This is a genomic window from Paracoccus liaowanqingii (assembly GCF_004683865.2).
GTDB lineage: Bacteria > Pseudomonadota > Alphaproteobacteria > Rhodobacterales > Rhodobacteraceae > Paracoccus > Paracoccus liaowanqingii.
The window spans coordinates 150,484-165,515 of sequence record NZ_CP040765.1 but is presented as its reverse complement, the minus strand read 5'-3'; the positions used below and the strand labels follow the sequence as shown (position 1 = coordinate 165,515).

At 56.6% G+C, this 15,032-nt stretch carries 16 protein-coding genes and 1 pseudogene; 13 read left to right on the top strand and 4 right to left on the bottom strand.

All coding sequences use genetic code 11. The features are described from left to right. Positions 1-41: 41 nt before the first annotated feature. The 4 genes and pseudogenes from istA (at position 42) to E4191_RS22845 (ending at position 3,839) form a co-directional block, all read left to right on the top strand. Positions 42-1,650 (top strand): annotated as a pseudogene (gene istA / locus E4191_RS22860) (IS21 family transposase). Next, positions 1,583-2,311, top strand: a complete 729-nt coding sequence (gene istB, locus E4191_RS22855; RefSeq protein ID WP_135312210.1) for an IS21-like element helper ATPase IstB — start codon at positions 1,583-1,585, stop codon at positions 2,309-2,311. The pseudogene istA and the gene istB overlap by 68 nt, the downstream one beginning before the upstream one ends. Positions 2,312-2,425: 114 nt before the next feature. Continuing rightward, positions 2,426-2,998: a peptidoglycan peptidase gene (locus E4191_RS22850; RefSeq protein WP_139616575.1), complete on the top strand. Its 573-nt coding sequence runs from the start codon at positions 2,426-2,428 to the stop codon at positions 2,996-2,998. Positions 2,999-3,122: 124 nt separating this feature from the next. Continuing rightward, positions 3,123-3,839, top strand: coding sequence for a C40 family peptidase (locus E4191_RS22845; RefSeq protein WP_139616574.1), 717 nt, complete (start codon positions 3,123-3,125; stop codon positions 3,837-3,839). Positions 3,840-3,901: 62 nt separating this feature from the next. Here the strand turns inward: E4191_RS22845 and E4191_RS22840 are convergent, their stop codons facing one another. Beyond that, positions 3,902-4,489, bottom strand: a complete 588-nt coding sequence (locus E4191_RS22840; RefSeq protein ID WP_139616573.1) for a histidine phosphatase family protein — start codon at positions 4,487-4,489, stop codon at positions 3,902-3,904. A gap of 211 nt (positions 4,490-4,700) precedes the next feature. Then, positions 4,701-5,270 carry a recombinase family protein gene (locus E4191_RS22835; RefSeq protein WP_139616572.1) on the bottom strand — a complete coding sequence of 190 codons (570 nt, stop codon included), beginning with the start codon at positions 5,268-5,270 and terminating at the stop codon, positions 4,701-4,703. A gap of 249 nt (positions 5,271-5,519) precedes the next feature. Between E4191_RS22835 and E4191_RS22830 the strand changes: the two genes are divergently transcribed. The 5 genes from E4191_RS22830 (at position 5,520) to E4191_RS22810 (ending at position 10,098) form a co-directional block, all read left to right on the top strand. Further along, on the top strand, positions 5,520-5,765 hold the full coding sequence (locus E4191_RS22830; protein ID WP_139616571.1) for a FitA-like ribbon-helix-helix domain-containing protein: 246 nt from the start codon (positions 5,520-5,522) through the stop codon (positions 5,763-5,765). Further along, positions 5,762-6,190, top strand: a complete 429-nt coding sequence (locus E4191_RS22825) for a type II toxin-antitoxin system VapC family toxin (RefSeq protein ID WP_139616570.1) — start codon at positions 5,762-5,764, stop codon at positions 6,188-6,190. The genes E4191_RS22830 and E4191_RS22825 overlap by 4 nt, the downstream gene beginning before the upstream one ends. 306 nt (positions 6,191-6,496) lie before the next feature. Continuing rightward, positions 6,497-6,985 carry a metallophosphoesterase family protein gene (locus E4191_RS22820; RefSeq protein ID WP_139616569.1) on the top strand — a complete coding sequence of 163 codons (489 nt, stop codon included), beginning with the start codon at positions 6,497-6,499 and terminating at the stop codon, positions 6,983-6,985. Positions 6,986-7,324: 339 nt separating this feature from the next. Then, on the top strand, positions 7,325-8,362 hold the full coding sequence (locus E4191_RS22815; protein WP_176562868.1) for an SIR2 family protein: 1,038 nt from the start codon (positions 7,325-7,327) through the stop codon (positions 8,360-8,362). Beyond that, complete coding sequence (locus tag E4191_RS22810; RefSeq protein ID WP_139616567.1) at positions 8,359-10,098, top strand: ATP-binding protein; 1,740 nt, start codon at positions 8,359-8,361, stop codon at positions 10,096-10,098. The genes E4191_RS22815 and E4191_RS22810 overlap by 4 nt, the downstream gene beginning before the upstream one ends. Before the next feature lie 234 nt (positions 10,099-10,332). Here E4191_RS22810 and E4191_RS22805 read toward each other — a convergent pair whose 3' ends face one another. After that, positions 10,333-10,608 carry a hypothetical protein gene (locus tag E4191_RS22805; protein ID WP_139616566.1) on the bottom strand — a complete coding sequence of 92 codons (276 nt, stop codon included), beginning with the start codon at positions 10,606-10,608 and terminating at the stop codon, positions 10,333-10,335. A 484-nt stretch (positions 10,609-11,092) separates the two neighbouring features. Between E4191_RS22805 and E4191_RS22800 the strand changes: the two genes are divergently transcribed. Beyond that, a complete protein-coding gene (locus E4191_RS22800; protein ID WP_139616565.1) occupies positions 11,093-11,329 on the top strand; it encodes a hypothetical protein in 237 nt (78 codons plus the stop codon). Positions 11,330-11,506: 177 nt separating this feature from the next. On the opposite strand, the gene E4191_RS22795 is transcribed toward E4191_RS22800, so the two are convergent. Next, the gene (locus E4191_RS22795; RefSeq protein ID WP_139616564.1) at positions 11,507-12,475 is read right to left on the bottom strand and encodes a GlxA family transcriptional regulator; all 969 of its coding nucleotides are present in this window, start codon (positions 12,473-12,475) and stop codon (positions 11,507-11,509) included. A 100-nt stretch (positions 12,476-12,575) separates the two neighbouring features. On the opposite strand from E4191_RS22795, the gene E4191_RS22790 reads away from it, so the two are divergent. From E4191_RS22790 to E4191_RS22780, 3 genes are all read left to right on the top strand, one after another. Further along, complete coding sequence (locus tag E4191_RS22790) at positions 12,576-13,118, top strand: cysteine hydrolase family protein (protein ID WP_139616563.1); 543 nt, start codon at positions 12,576-12,578, stop codon at positions 13,116-13,118. Between the two features lie 215 nt (positions 13,119-13,333). Beyond that, positions 13,334-14,230 (top strand): MBL fold metallo-hydrolase, encoded by an 897-nt coding sequence (locus E4191_RS22785; protein WP_228461943.1) that lies wholly within the window; start codon positions 13,334-13,336, stop codon positions 14,228-14,230. Between the two features lie 316 nt (positions 14,231-14,546). Continuing rightward, on the top strand, positions 14,547-15,017 hold the full coding sequence (locus E4191_RS22780) for a GNAT family N-acetyltransferase (protein ID WP_176562867.1): 471 nt from the start codon (positions 14,547-14,549) through the stop codon (positions 15,015-15,017). Positions 15,018-15,032 lie beyond the last annotated feature (15 nt).

Below are 15,032 nucleotides of genomic sequence, written 5' to 3'. Positions count from 1 at the left end.
TCATCTGACCATCCGTTGCGAGGCAGCGGATGGAGGGGGAGTTGAAGCGAGTGGATACGATAGCGCGGGTGCGTCGGGCGTTTCATGTGCAGGGCTGGTCGATGAAGCGCATCGTCCGGGACCTGCATGTGTCGCGCAACACGGTGCGCAAGATCCTGCGGTCAGACGAGACGGACTTCACCTACGAGCGTGACCATCAGCCGATGCCGCGGGTTGGGCCCTGGCAGTCGGAGGTGGATCGGTTCCTAGTTGCCAATGAAGGCAAGGCGTCGCGAGAACGGCTGACCCTGATCCGGATCTACGAGGAGGTCCGGTCACTCGGCTACGAGGGCAGTTACGATGCAATCCGGCGTTACGCCAAGACTTGGTCGAAGGCGCGCGGATCAGCGGCTGCCGAAGCCTACGTGCCGCTCTACTATGCGCCCGGCGAGGCCTACCAATTCGACTGGAGCCATGAGGTCGTGCTGATCAACGGCGTGACGACGACGGTCAAGGTCGCGCATGTCAGGCTCTGCCACAGCCGCATGATGTTCGCCCGGGCGTATATGCGCGAGAGCCAGGAGCCTCAGCCATCGGGCTCAAACCGATGGCGCCGCGGTGGCTTCGATGTTCGACGCGCATGACCGGGCCTTCGCCTTCTTCAAGGGCACTTGCACGCGCGGGATCTACGACAACATGAAGACGGCGGTCGAGGCGGTCTTTATCGGCAAGGAGCGGCTCTACAATCGGCGCTTTTTGCAGATGTGCAGCCACTATCTGGTTCAGCCGGTTGCCTGCACGCCTGCGTCGGGCTGGGAGAAAGGCCAGGTCGAGAACCAGGTTGGCCTTGTGCGCGAACGGTTCTTCACCCCAAGGCTTCGGGTCAGGAGCCTGGACGAGCTGAACGTCTGGCTGCTCGACAAATGCATCGCCTATGCGAAGGCGCACAAGCACCCTGAGCGCAGCGATCAGATGATCTGGCAGATGTTCGAGACAGAGCGCGCGACCCTCGTCCCCTATGTCGGCTCGTTTGACGGCTTCCATTCCGTTCCGGCCTCCGTCTCCAAGACCTGCCTCGTCCGGTTCGACAACAACAGGTATTCCGTGATCTCGACGGCTGTCGGACGGCCCGTCGAAGTCCACGCTTATGCCGAGAAGATCGTCATCCGGCAGGACGGGGTCATCGTGGCAGAACATTCCCGCTGCTTTGGCAGGAACGAGACGGTCTACGATCCCTGGCACTATGTGCCTGTTCTGGCACGCAAACCCGGCGCCTTACGGAATGGTGCCCCGTTCCAGAACTGGGTGCTGCCGACCGCGATAGCGACGGTGCGCCGCAAGCTCAAGAGCATGAATGACGGCGACCGACAGATGGTGGCAATCCTCGGCTGCGTCGCGACCGATGGCCTCCTTGCTGTGGAAGCCGCGTGCCAGGAGGCCCTCGCACAGGGCGTCTTTTCGGCGCCGGTCATCATCAACATCCTCGCGCGCAGCCGGGACCCGGCACCACCTCCATTGCTTCTCACCCCCACCGCGTTGCGGCTGACCCACGAGCCCGTGGCTGATTGCGCACGCTACGACAGCCTCAGGAGGACAAACTACGATGGAACGCACCCAGGTTCTGGAATTGATGGCCACTCTCAAGCTCTACGGGATGCGCAGCGCCTATGACGAGATCATGGCCACCAGTATCAAGCGCCAGTTCGAACCGCCCCGTATTGTCGGTGATCTGTTGCAGTCAGAGATCGCCGAGAAGCAGGCCCGATCGATCAAGTATCAGCTCACCGTGGCAAAGCTGCCGCTCGCGAAGGATATCGAAGACTTCGACTTTGCCGACACACCGGTCAACGAGGGCCTGGTGCGCGATCTTGCGACTGGCACATTCGTGGCCGACCAGCGCAATGTCGTGCTGATCGGTGGCACTGGCACGGGAAAGTCACATCTCGCCATCGCGATCGCTCGCGCCTTGATACGGAACGGCACCCGAGGCCGCTTCTTCAACGTGGTCGATCTGGTGAACAGGCTCGATACCGAGAGCCGCAGCGGTAAACAGGGGCGCACGGCCGAATACCTGACCCGTCTCGACTTCATCGTACTCGACGAACTGGGATATCTTCCATTCGCTCAGGCAGGCGGCCAGTTGCTGTTCCACCTGATCAGCAAGCTCTACGAGCGCACGTCCATCATCGTCACGACGAACCTTGCCTTCGGCGAATGGCCGGCCGTCTTCGGCGATGCCAAGATGACAACGGCCCTGCTCGACCGCCTCACGCATCACTGCGAGATCCTCGAAACCGGCAACGAGTCCTGGCGCTTCAAGAACCGCGCCTGATCAGGGTCTGTCCCGCCTCCGCAACATGATCAGCTGCGTCGGGACAGACCCTGATCACCACACAGCTAAGGGGTCAAAATTGCACGCCGAAAGGGGGTCAATATTGGGCGCCGATTGACAGTGAACGACTCAGATGAAATGGTCAAACGCACGTTGAGCCTGCAGTGGGCCTCCGTCGGAATTTTGCGTCCAAGCAGTGGTGGCCCCCGTGTGGTTTTTGTCGATATGGACAGCGGTGTAACGGAGGACATGCTGGATGCATATATCGAGGGGCTGTCCCGGGACGAATATGCTGTTTACCGCCCAATCCACCTGAACCCGAACTATAACCCCAACACGGATGTGATGACTGCTGGACCTATGGCGAAATTTGCCTTGTCCATTGTTTACGGTGCGCCTCAGGACACACAGTTTTTGTTCGGGAACGGTGCATTTTACAGCGCAGAACTGGCTTATGAAAGCGCACTCAATGCTGGTATTGTGCTCGGGTCTCCGGTCCGCTTGGTCACGCTTCTGAACAGCCCGCAGAACCTTGACCCACAGTTTCGGCAGCTTCTGGAAGCACACCGCTACTGCGAATATGAGGTTTCATTCGACAGTTGTTGGGAGGGGCAGGTTGAGAACCTATCCATAGTCACGACCGATAGCCTAATCTCATCCGGAGCACTTGCTAAGGTCTACCCCTGACCGGCAGCTCCGTCCCGCATCGCCGCCACCAAGGCCCGGACGTGCGTCGGCGTTAATATTCCATTAGCGGTCAGTCGTAGCCGGGCTTGTTTGTCGCTGGCAAATATCTACAGCAAGGAAGCTTATGAAACACCTGATTTCTACCACCTTGGCAATCTTTGCATTTGCCACACCGATAGGGGCGCAAGAGGACGACACCTTGGCTGGGCCGGAACTAGGTCAGTCGGGCTCTTCTTTGATGACGGCAGAAGCTGCATGGGACTGGCTTCCCGGAGATCTAGTTTTCCGGAACGGCCTTAACGATTTTGATGAAATTGTCAGAGATAACGAAAATGGTGAATGGGCATCTGTCGGGGTGATCCGTCCATCTGGCGGTGGGCCGGTCGCGATCTATGTCGACGAACAGCAGGGCGTTACAGAGACACCGCTAGACCTCTTCATTGCTGAGCAAGCCTATACCGTTTTCCGCGTCACAAGCTTGGCAAGTGTGAGGGCTGAGAGCTACGATCTTGGGCCAATGGCGTTGTTTGCCGGGATCTTGGCAATGAATATGCCATACGACACTGAAATTATGTTTGAAAATGGGAAGTTCTATAATGCGGAACTGCCATTTGCAGCAGCGCTAAACGCTGGCGTCCTACTTGTCATGCCTCAGCCGCTTCGAGATATCACAGGGCCTGACGCTCCGCTTGGGCAGGCATTATTGAAGGATCGAATAGGTCATTTCCCTTGTGTTGAAGCCACTGACGAGAAGATGTGCTGGGGCTGGATGAGAAATTTAGCCATCGTAACGCCGGGGATGATCCTTTCGTCTGACGCTCTCGAGCAGGTGTACCCCTGATCGACCCGCATAGCTGCCCCTCAGCCGCCGCCTTCATCCGTTTGCGATGCGGGACGGAGTGGTCATCCTGCGTTACTTGGGCATATGCTGTTTACAACCTCCCAACCGGCGGGGCCTTTTTCGAAATAGTGCGGCTGGCCATGTTCGCTTTGAAACCAGTGGCCTGTCAAAGTTTCTGATATTCCCTGAAGCACAGCATCATGCCCGACCAATACAACCGTCGACCCGAAACGTTGAAGCGCTGCGATCTTAGCTAAAAGCGCTTTGCAGCGCTTGAGCACGGCTGACCAAGATTCTCCATCCGTCGGCAGGATTTCCGCGAGCTGTTCTTTACGAGTGATGCCGTATTCGTTCATTGCATCTTTGATAGGTTTACCTTCCAAGCTCCCAAAGTCGCACTCAATAAGGTCTTGTTCAACCTGGATGAGAGCCAAACTGTTGGGAAACGCCAGCGTCGCGGTTTCCATTGCACGTTTTAGCGGACTGACCATGACCTTCGAAACAGATAAGTTAGCCAATCTGCGCTCAGCTGCGCGCGCCTGCTCTCTGCCCGTTTCGTTCAAAGGAATATCGCTTCGTCCTTGAAAGAAACCTGCGCGGTTCCAGTCTGTTTCGCCATGACGAATAAAAATGAACGGCAGAAGTTCCATCACGCACTACCTCACGACCTGGTTAACGAATAGAGGTTCAAGCCATATTCCGCCTTAAGTCTCCAGTGTTTTGAATGGTCCGGTTAGGGCTCCTCGCGTCGATCTGTTCATGTCCTGTGATAGTCTGCTTTCTATGCGATCGAGGTCGCCGCACCCAATTCAATTGTCCCCGCCTTGCGACTGGTTGCCGCGCGCCAAGGAGGAACGTCGGTCATCCAACCAGCGCCGAACTGTCTTTCAGAGCCAAATAGAGGGCAGACTTGCTGACCTTCACTCGGGTGGCGGCCTCGCGAACGTTGAGGCCGGACGCGATCAGCTGACGGGCACGTGCGACCTTCTCAGCGGTAAGGGCAATGGGACGACCCCCATTCCGCCCTCGTGCCGCGGCAGCTTTCAAGCCTGCGCCAGTTCGCTCGCGGATCAAATCACGCTCGAACTGACCAAGGGCTCCGAACAGGTGGAACACAAGCCGCCCGGTCGGGGTGGTGGTATCGATGGTCTCGGTCAGGGACCGAAAGCCCACCCCCCTGCCTTCAAGTTCTGCCACGGTCTGCAGCAGATGGGTCATCGACCGGCCAAGCCGATCGAGCTTCCAGACGACGAGCGTGTCACCCTCCCGAAGGAAGGAGAGTGCCGCATTCAATCCAGGGCGTTCCGCCTTGGCTCCAGACACCCCACGGTCCTCAAAGATGCGCGTCGCGCCTGCAGCCTTTAGCGCGTCGAGTTGAAGGGCGAGATCCTGTTCGGAGGTCGAGACCCGCGCGTACCCTATGAGTGACATCGTATTTCCTTGGACAGTGCAGTTTTGAGCGCCTGACTCCCGCAAATGTCCACAAACTCATCCAATAATCAAGTTGTCCGAATACTCACTTCAAAACCTGTTCATGCACAACTTTCAGATGCGTCCGGAAAACGTCCGTTTGATGGACAAGGATAATACGAGCTGGCTGATATCAAAACCCATACTTTGACATCATACTCTACGATGATATCATCCCTTTTTAAGCGCTATCTAAAGAGAAAGGCTACCATGGGAAACATGATGATCCGGAACCTCCCTGACGAGGTTCACAATCACCTTCGGGAGCAAGCGTCGAGCAACCGGCGCAGCATCGAAGCAGAGGCTCGTGCGATCCTGGTCAGTTCCTACGTTGCCAAACACTCGGGCGGATTTGGGCAGCAGCTGCGGTCTCGGTTTCAGGACATGGGAGTGATCGGTGAGGAGTTGAGCCAACCGCGTGACAAGACTGTCGGTGAAGCCGCCGAGTTCTCATGATCATCCTGGACACGAATGTTCTATCGGAGGTCCAGCGGCCTGCGCCGGACCCAAACGTTATGGCCTGGCTTGACGCCCAGGAACCGGGAAATCTTTACGTGACCGCCATTACGGCAGAGGAACTGTTGTTCGGTGCGTTCATCTTGCCTGCCGGAGATCGGAAGACTCGTCTTGTTGGAACGATTGAGGCGATGCTGCAGGATGACTTTGCCGGTCGTATTCTGCCCTACGATGGAACTGCATCGCTCTTCTATGCCATGCGTGTCTCAAGGGCGCGAGAGCGGGGCGAAACTATAGGCCACGCCGATGGACAGATCGGGGCGATTGTCGCAGCCCAGCAGGTTGCCAGTATTGCCACCCGCGACACCGCACCCTTTCAGGCAATGGGTGTCGATGTCATCAATCCTTGGGAATACCAGCCGTAGCTGAGGCTATTCCCAAACAGGGCGCACCTGAGCTTCAAAGCTGGTCGCTTCGAATTCAATGCAGACGCAACATCACCCTAGCCGGTCTTATCTTGATCGGCGGCTTCGTCTTTATGATCGTGCTGTCCATTGCTCCCATTATCCGTGAATCGAAGTCGAAGGCGCCCGGCGGAATAAAATTACGCGGCACAAGCCATGAGAACAGTCGACGAGAGTTAAGTTACCCCGGTTGATCGGCGGGATAAACGAATTCATCTTACCGGCCTGACGAAACACCAGGATGCGATGGCCAACAGGAGCTGCCTCATGCAACCACTTCGCCCGCCATCTCTCGGGGAACGCATCGGTGTCATCGCTGACACCCACGGTCTGCTGCGCCCCGAGGCGCTGGAAGCTCTCGAAGGTGTAGACCGTATCCTGCACGCGGGCGACATTGGCGACCCCAACCATCTTGACGTCCTGGCGCGCATCGCCCCGGTGACAGCCATCCGCGGTAACATCGACCGTGGCCACTGGGCCAAGTCCCTGCCCGGAACAGCGAGCCTCATGATCGGTGGCCTACGGATCCACATGATCCATGACCGCAAGGCTTTGCAGGCCGATCCGGGAGCCGAGGGGTGGGATGTCGTGATCTCGGGCCACTCCCACAAGCCTAGCATTGACGAAACCGGCAGCACCCTCTGGCTGAACCCTGGCGCCGCCGGCCCCCGCCGTTTCCGCCTGCCGATCACGCTGGCCTTCCTTTGGGAAGAGGCCGGCCGCCCCCGTGCGATGATCCACCCCTTGCCCGTCTGACCTGCTTCCGCCTGGACTTGGCCACCTGAGCCGCCAAACTTCGCCAAGAACGACTGCTGATACCCAACAACCTGACGCTGGTTTTTGTAACGAGTTTTCCGGTTGTTCCGCGATGTGACGGTGCTCGACTTCGTGACAGCAAGAAAACCGCTGGTTTTCTGACGGTGCATCAGCTCCCGAAAGCGGCCCAGGTATGATGTCCGGTCTCATCGTTGACACCAGACGACTCGCAATCGAAGTGCCTTCTAGGCGTGGCGAATATTTTTGCTAACGCATAGGTAGTGTTGCATCATGCCTAAGCCTAAGCTGATTGCCGGGGGGACCATGGCGCCTAAAAGCATGATCGAGCAGATTCAGGAATACTCACAGGGCGTGCTATCGCTTGCGCCAGCAATAGTGCTAGGCAGCGGTTTTTCTGCTGCCCATGGCGTTCCGGGGATGTGGCCACTAGGTCGGCATCTGCGCGATCTGGACATCGATCCAACTTGGGACAGCGAAGAAACTACCCAGTGGGCGGCCTTTAGTGACCAGATCGATGTTGGTGTCGACTTGGAAGCTGCGCTTGGAAGAGCTCGCCTCAGTGACCGCCAGACAGCAAAGGTTGTGGAGGCTACACGGACATTTCTAATGCCAGCCGATCTACAAGCCTTTAATGAGATGCTAGCTGACCGAAAGACCTTTCCGCTTTCTAGACTGTATCAGCACCTATTCAACAGCACGCATCGTACGGTTGATGTAGTCACTACCAACTACGACCGTCTTGCTGAGTACGCGGCAGATGCCGGGGGCTTTAGCCACTTTACGGGCTTTGACTACGGACATCTGCAAATACGTGCACGAGATCCGAGAACACGTGTTCATTACGGACGCGATGTCGCAAGAACCGTATGCGTTTGGAAGGTTCACGGTTCGTTGGACTGGTTTCAAGATAGCTTTGGACAAATTATTGGAGCACGGGCTTGCTTGGAGACGCCGCCGACTTATGCTCCCGTTATGGTGACGCCTGGTATCGACAAGTACCGGCTAACGCACGGTGAACCTTTTCGGACGATTTTTGGTTGCTCAGACGCTGCTTTGCAGTGCGCCAGGGCATACCTTTGCATTGGCTACGGTTTCAATGATGAGCACGTACAGCCCAAATTAATCGAGCGCTGCGAGACAACAGCTGCGCCCCTTCTGGTGCTGACAAAAGAACTGACGCCTACAACCAAATCTTTCTTGGCAAGGGGCCGCTGCGGTAAATATCTCGCCCTAGAAGAATACGCCGGCGGAACCCGCGCCTACAATACCGATAATCCTAATGGGATTGAAATCCCCGGCACGGCGATTTGGAGCCTGCCTAACTTTCTAAATTGCATGCTTGGAGACACGACATGAGTATTTTCGCATACGCAGATGGCGAGGCCTTGGGTCATGTCCTTTCCGTTGACACAGCCATGGTGATCGTTCGAGTGGACGATGTAGACGCGCTACGGGCACTTCAGGTCAATCGCCTAGTGGCGCTACAAAGTAGTCTGGCCGGCCAACACCTCATTGGTATTATACAGAAGATCACTCGAACGGCCGTTGAGCAGAGAACCGGCGCAGCCGAAATTGAAGCTGATACAGCACATCCTGAGGTGAACCTCGTCCGGGTATCGCTGATCGGCACGCTGATCGATCTAGTCGGATCTCGTCCCAACGTATTCCGTCGTACGTTGGAAACCGTGCCGGAGATTGACGCCAAATGTTTTGCACTTGAGGGCGATCGCTTGACCCGCTTCATGCAAGTTATCTCAGCTGTTTCAGAAGATGGCCACCGCCTATCCTTGGGTAATTATACCCTTGATACGGCAGCGGAAGCATTCGTAAACGGTAACAAGCTCTTTCAACGGCATGCAGTTGTGGTTGGCAGCACCGGGTCTGGAAAGTCATGGACGACTGCGCGTCTGCTCGAACAGGTTGCGGCTCTGCCTAGTGCCAATGCTATCGTGTTTGACATTCATGGGGAATATGGCTCGCTAAAAGTCAAGGGATGTCGCCATCTTCGGGTTGCGGGGCCTCAAGACATCGAAGAAGGAAAGGGGCTAAATGAAGACGTGCTGCACCTTCCATATTGGCTGCTGAGCTACGAGGCTCTTCTCTCAATGTTTGTAGATCGCAGCGATCAAAATGCGCCCAATCAAGCCATGGTAATGTCTCGGGCAATTGTCGGCGCTAAGACTGACTATCTAAAGGCCGGAGAGCATGAGAGTGTACTGGCAAATTTCACCATTGACAGCCCGGTGCCATTCAAAATTACTAATGTGATAGATGAATTAATTCGCCTAAACACTGAGATGGTACCCGGCGCGAGGGCAGGGTCCGATAAGCAGGGCGATTTTCACGGTAAACTGAGCCGGCTCATTCAGCGCCTCGACGCCAAACGAGAGGACCGCCGTCTCGGCTTTCTCTTTCCTAGTTCAGAAGAAACCTTGGCTTTCGACTGGTTAGACATATTAGTAGATGCGCTACTTTCAGGGAATGACGGTAAAACGTCCGGAGGAGTGAAAATCATCGACTTCTCCGAAGTTCCCTCCGATATACTGCCGCTGATTATCGGTATGGTAGCGCGTCTAGTTTTCTCAGTTCAACAATGGATAGCTGCCGGCAGTAGGCATCCCGTTGCAATTTTCTGCGACGAGGCACACCTTTACATACCTGAAACAGCAGGCTCGGGAATGGCCGAGAACGCCATCGCCATCTTCGAACGGATCGCTAAGGAGGGCCGCAAGTACGGAGTTGGGCTTGTGGTCATCAGCCAGCGTCCGTCGGAAGTAAACAGGACTGTCGTCAGCCAGTGCAGCAACTTGATTGCCATGCGCCTGACCAACGGTGAGGATCAGGCGGTTGTTCGTCGCCTTCTACCAGATAGCTTAGGAAGCTTCGGAGATCTCCTCCCGGTCCTTGACACCGGTGAGGCTCTTGTTGTTGGCGATGCCATTCTTTTACCTACCCGTATCCGCATCGCGGCCCCAACATATGAGCCGCTGAGTGGAACGATCGACTTCTGGGACCGGTGGTCAGACGAGAACGGAACCAGTGAACTTGACAGGGCAGTGGATGGCTGGCGCCGACAGAGCTTAGCAAAATAGCTGATTGCATGTTTGGATTATTGCAAACACAGCAGAACCACGCGCTTGTTTGATGCGCAGCAACTAACGCTCGATCTTTTGACAACGGCGGTGCTGGATGCACTTGCCTGAAATTAACGGCGCCGCCCAACACAGACCGGACGGCGCCGATAAACGGCGATTATCATGCATTGATAACTTGCAGAGCAGCGTCTGAAATTTCACGCTTATGCCTACGCGTTCCATAAATCCGACTTATTGCGTCGCTTTTTCCGTCGATACGGAAAGCCCAATATTGCGACGTAATGTTAGCCGGAGGCCAGTCTGCATGCCGTTTCGATCGGGGGTAGGGGCCAATCGATCCGTACTCTCCACGAGCACACCTTCCGTTGTCCCATCGATCTCAATCGTGGCGCGATGAAGCTCGTTCAGCTGCGTGTTGCTCAAGGCTGCATCCGTCTGAAACTCGAAGTAATCGTCGGTCGCCTCTACGCGGCCGGCTAACCGGGTAAATCCATCGAAAGTCAGCATAGCACCATCCATGGCACCCTCCGTCTCGTCTGGTTCAGACCCGATAGCCAGGTCATGGTCCCGCCCCGTCCTTGAACTAATAGTCTCGCAGAAGAGCCTTTACGTACTCTTAAGACAACCAAAGCATGATCTTGTAACAATGCGTGCCTCTCAGGTCATTCGAATGCCTTGTCCCGATCATACTCAAAGCCGAGACAACCTTTGGTCATAGGCACAAGAGCTGTCACCTATCTTCGTACTTCAAGGTCCTGTCGTGCTCCTCTGGAGACCAAGCCAAGCCACTGAATCAACCCCTTATTTCGAAAGCGAATAAGGGATTTACCCCCGAAACGATCCCCGAAAAATGTGGATAACTCTGCATCGCTTGCTTGTCCGACAGGGCATTCGGCCCACGCAGCGTGAAGCCGTCAGCACGCCCATCTTTGAAAGACACAACCCTGACACTTTGGTATATGGTCCATCGTCATGAGCAAGCTTATCACCCGTGGCGAAATTGGATCAAAACATTGGAATAACAATGAATACGAACGGAATGCTGATCGCTGAAACGAACGAACAGGGCGAGATCGTTTGTGTATGGCAGGCCAACCACGGCCATCGCCCAAAGCCTGTGAAAGACGCTGCCGCTTGCCTTTCAGCGTTCGGCAGTTTCGGAACATTCGGCGCGCCTCGCGAGGCGATCATGCTTTGGCTCACCCATAGCGTAGAACAAAAAACCTGAGGCACCACTTTTTGGTATCACCATTGCCTGTAGGAAACGGGAATGCGTGACGGGCCCGCTTCTTCCATTGCCCCCGCGGCTATCAATTAAGTCAGATCAACGATTTGCAGAGGCACCCTCAGGGTTCCCCGAACCGCCTCAGAAACCACCTCTGACGCCCCATTGGGCAAGGTTAGTTCAGGCATAGAACCGTTGCCGATACTCGCCAGGCGTCAGACCGACGATCCGGTGGAACACCTTCCGGAAGGCCCCTGGGTCGGAATAGCCAACCTGCCAGGCCACACGCTCCACAGGTTGTTTCCCGAACTGCAGCAGCTCCTGCGCCTTGGCCACCCGAAGGCGCTGAGCGTAATCAGTCGCCATCAATCCGGTGGCCTTCTGGAAGCGCCGCAGAAAGGTCCGCTTTTCCAACCCTGCCTGCTCTGCCAGAACAGCCAGCCGGGTCTCTTTGCCCTCCTGCGCCTGCAAGTAATGCTGAGCCTTGAGGATGGCAGCATCGCCATGGGACAGCCGTGGCACAAAGCTGCTGTAGAACCTCTGCTCGCGCCCGGGCAAGTCGACGAGCATCATCCGTGCGGTTCGGGCCATGATGACGGGGCCGAGGAACCTGTTCACAAGGATCAGACCGAGGTCGATCCAGGACATCAGGCCCCCGGCGGAGATGATGTCGCCCTGATCGATGATCAGCCGGTCCGCATCGACCTGCGCATCCGGGCAACGATCTTGGAGCGCCTGCGCATACGTCCAGTGCGTCGTAACGGTCCGCCCGGCAAGCAGTCCCGTTTCAGCAAGGAAGAAGGCGCCGCCGCAGACGGAAGCCAGCACTGACCCTTCCGCATGATGCTGGCATAGCCAGCGCGCGATGGGCGCGGCGGCCTCGGTGACAATTGGTGGCTCCAGAGAGGGCGGCAGAAGTAGGACCTCGCAGCGGGTCGACCCCTCATCACTGGATGCCGTGTCGCTGTCGAAGACGATATCGGGCTCTGCAGCTGCACTGAAATGCAGATGGCGGACGCGCAGGCGTGGCAGGGCTCCGCTACCGTTTTCCGCAGATCGCTCGGAAAGCGCGAAAAGGTCCGTCAGCCCTAGGACGGCCGACATCTGGACGCCCGGATACAGAACGATGCCGATTGTCGCCTGCCTCATTGTCGTTATTGCCTTTGTTTATGTCGATTGCGCCAGTGGTCAGCGCTATCGCGCAGAACGATATTCAGTGCAACACTCAACCGAACCTATGGAGGCTCTCATGTCCAATCGTGCCATTCTCGTTGTCGATCTTCAGAATGAATACTGGCCGACCGGCAACATGCCTTTGCAAGGCATTGAGGCCGCGGCCGAAAACGCGGCCCGCGTGATCGCGCATGCCCGTTCCCAAGGTGATCTGGTGGTGAACATCCGCCATGAAGTGCCGGGCGGTCCTATCTTCGTCCCCGGCAGCGAGGGTGCGGAGATCAATGAGGTCGTGGCACCCAAGGGCGACGAGGCCGTCATCACCAAGAATTTTCCCAATTCGTTCCGCGACACCGGCCTGAAAGCCCTCCTCGACGAAAAGGGGATCAAGGATGTGATCGTGATCGGTGCGATGAGCCATATGTGCATCGACGCGACCACGCGCGCCGCCAACGACCATGGCTTCAACACGACCACGATCCACGATGCCTGTGCGACCCGCGATATTGAGTTTGGCGGGCAGACCGCCCCCGCCGCGCATGTTCACACAGCAATCATGGGGGCCCTCGCGTTCCTCTATGGCGACGTCATCAGCACAGAGGATTTCGTTCGCAGCTGATACTGTCGTCCGGCACGTGCGGTCGGCCGCCCCTCAATGGGTCTAAGCGGTGGCCGCACACCAACTGCCTTTATCGATCCAAAATTATTGACGGTTATCTGGACGCCGCGGGGAAATGCCCCTGTTCGTCGGCTTGCTGTCATCGCCTCTCCTATCTCTCACCTCTCATCGACCTTGCCCTGCACCAGCGGACAAGGCAGCGAAAGAACTGGACCATGGACTTCAAGACAGAACACGGACTGACACGGCGCCAGGCGCTTATGATGACGGGCGGCGCGATTGCCGCGGCCTCTTTGATGAGCGCGACAGGAGGCATTGCCAATGCTGCCAGCGCATCAAAAGCCGTTAAGGTTACTCAGGTCCGCAACGCGACCATCCTCGTCGAAATCGGCGGTGTAACGTTCCTGATCGATCCGTTGTTCGCCGAGCAGGGCACCCTGCCTGGCTTCCCGGCCTCAGCCAGCAGTCATCTCAGCAATCCGCTGGTTCCCTTGCCCCTTCCGCAAGAAGACCTTGCTGCTGCGGATGCGGTCATCGTCACGCATCTGCATCTCGACCATTGGGATGACGCTGCAAAGGCGGCGATCGCAAGCGACAAGCCGATTTTTGCGCAGAGCGAACATGATGTGGGGCTGATCCGCGCCGATGGCTTCACCGACGTGCGGGTCCTGACCGAGACGACGGAGTTCAACGGCGTCAGCCTTATCAAAACCGGCGGTCAGCACGGCACCGACGCGACGTTGGAGGCATTTCCGACCATGGGCGATGTCTGTGGTGTGGTGTTCAGCCACCCCGAGTTTTCGACAGTCTATGTTGCTGGCGATACAATTTGGAACACGCATGTGCAGGCTGCCATCGACACCCACAAACCCGCCGCCATCGTGTTAAACGCCGGAAACGCTGTCATGATGGGGTTTGACCCGATCATCATGGGGACCGAGGATGTGCTGTCCGTTCACCGTGCCGCCCCCGAAGCCATCTTAATCGCGAGCCATATGGAAGCCATCAATCACTGTATCCTCAGCCGTCAGGTTCTGCGCGATTTCTCGGTGCAGGAAGGATTCGAACAGAAACTGCTGATACCGGCAGACGGAGAGGTTGTCACAATCTGACGAACTGTCATGGCTCGGTAAAGCGGCTCCGCTGCACGGCTGGATTGCGGCTGCAGTCCAGCCGCCTCACTATTGTATTAATAATGAGGCCGATGCTTTGTCCCGCATAGCTTCCGGCGACGCGGCGAAGGGTCATCGACGTGAAGAGCCCTAATCGGCCAATGCTGAAGGTGACATGTGGTCGTAGCGTCTTAGTAATAGCGGGTGGAGTCGTTCACCTGATGGAGCCGGAATGCCAGTCAATGATTCAAATGCAGAGAGGCCCATTTTCACTATTAGGCTAGGTGGCAGCAGTGATCTTAAGGTACTTGCACAGGTGGAGATCGACGCGAACTGGTCTCTAATCACAGCGGGTGCGTCAGTTTCAACCTCACCATCGGCAACCCCGCGGCACCTAATGGAGCAGGCCATTTCTGAGAAATTGGTCTTTATTGCTGTTGACGAGCTAGACCAGCCATTGGGCTTTCTTGCAGGGCTTGAGCGCGATGGCGGTCTCTACATCGGGGAAATTGACGTATGGCGCGAATGGCAAGGTAAGGGCATCGGCAGCGCGTTGATACGACACGCGCTGCACATCGGCCGAGAACGCGGCCTCTGGGGAGCAATGCTTTCTACGGATAGGTACGCGCCCTTCAATATGCCATTCTATGAGAAGCTTGGCTTTTTTGAAATTTCTGTCACTGAAGCTCCCACAGCTCTCTCTGCCGTAATTCATGACGAACTAGATAGAGGGCACAACCCTGCTCGTCGGGTAGCCATGATCCACCGATTTTCCGTAGAAGGCTGACTGTCCGGTTGGTCC

Excerpts from the sequence above, each read along its gene's own strand:
- E4191_RS22825 (WP_139616570.1), top strand. The coding sequence starts at position 5,762 with ATGATCATCCTGGACACGAATGTTCTATCGGAGGTCCAGCGGCCTGCG.
- E4191_RS22835 (WP_139616572.1), bottom strand. The coding sequence starts at position 5,270 with ATGTCACTCATAGGGTACGCGCGGGTCTCGACCTCCGAACAGGATCTC.
- E4191_RS22845 (WP_139616574.1), top strand. The coding sequence starts at position 3,123 with ATGAAACACCTGATTTCTACCACCTTGGCAATCTTTGCATTTGCCACA.
- E4191_RS22810 (WP_139616567.1), top strand. The coding sequence starts at position 8,359 with ATGAGTATTTTCGCATACGCAGATGGCGAGGCCTTGGGTCATGTCCTT.
- E4191_RS22820 (WP_139616569.1), top strand. The coding sequence starts at position 6,497 with ATGCAACCACTTCGCCCGCCATCTCTCGGGGAACGCATCGGTGTCATC.
- E4191_RS22830 (WP_139616571.1), top strand. The coding sequence starts at position 5,520 with ATGGGAAACATGATGATCCGGAACCTCCCTGACGAGGTTCACAATCAC.
- E4191_RS22840 (WP_139616573.1), bottom strand. The coding sequence starts at position 4,489 with ATGGAACTTCTGCCGTTCATTTTTATTCGTCATGGCGAAACAGACTGG.
- E4191_RS22805 (WP_139616566.1), bottom strand. The coding sequence starts at position 10,608 with ATGCTGACTTTCGATGGATTTACCCGGTTAGCCGGCCGCGTAGAGGCG.
- E4191_RS22785 (WP_228461943.1), top strand. The coding sequence starts at position 13,334 with ATGGACTTCAAGACAGAACACGGACTGACACGGCGCCAGGCGCTTATG.
- E4191_RS22815 (WP_176562868.1), top strand. The coding sequence starts at position 7,325 with ATGATCGAGCAGATTCAGGAATACTCACAGGGCGTGCTATCGCTTGCG.
- istB (WP_135312210.1), top strand. The coding sequence starts at position 1,583 with ATGGAACGCACCCAGGTTCTGGAATTGATGGCCACTCTCAAGCTCTAC.
- E4191_RS22795 (WP_139616564.1), bottom strand. The coding sequence starts at position 12,475 with ATGAGGCAGGCGACAATCGGCATCGTTCTGTATCCGGGCGTCCAGATG.
- E4191_RS22790 (WP_139616563.1), top strand. The coding sequence starts at position 12,576 with ATGTCCAATCGTGCCATTCTCGTTGTCGATCTTCAGAATGAATACTGG.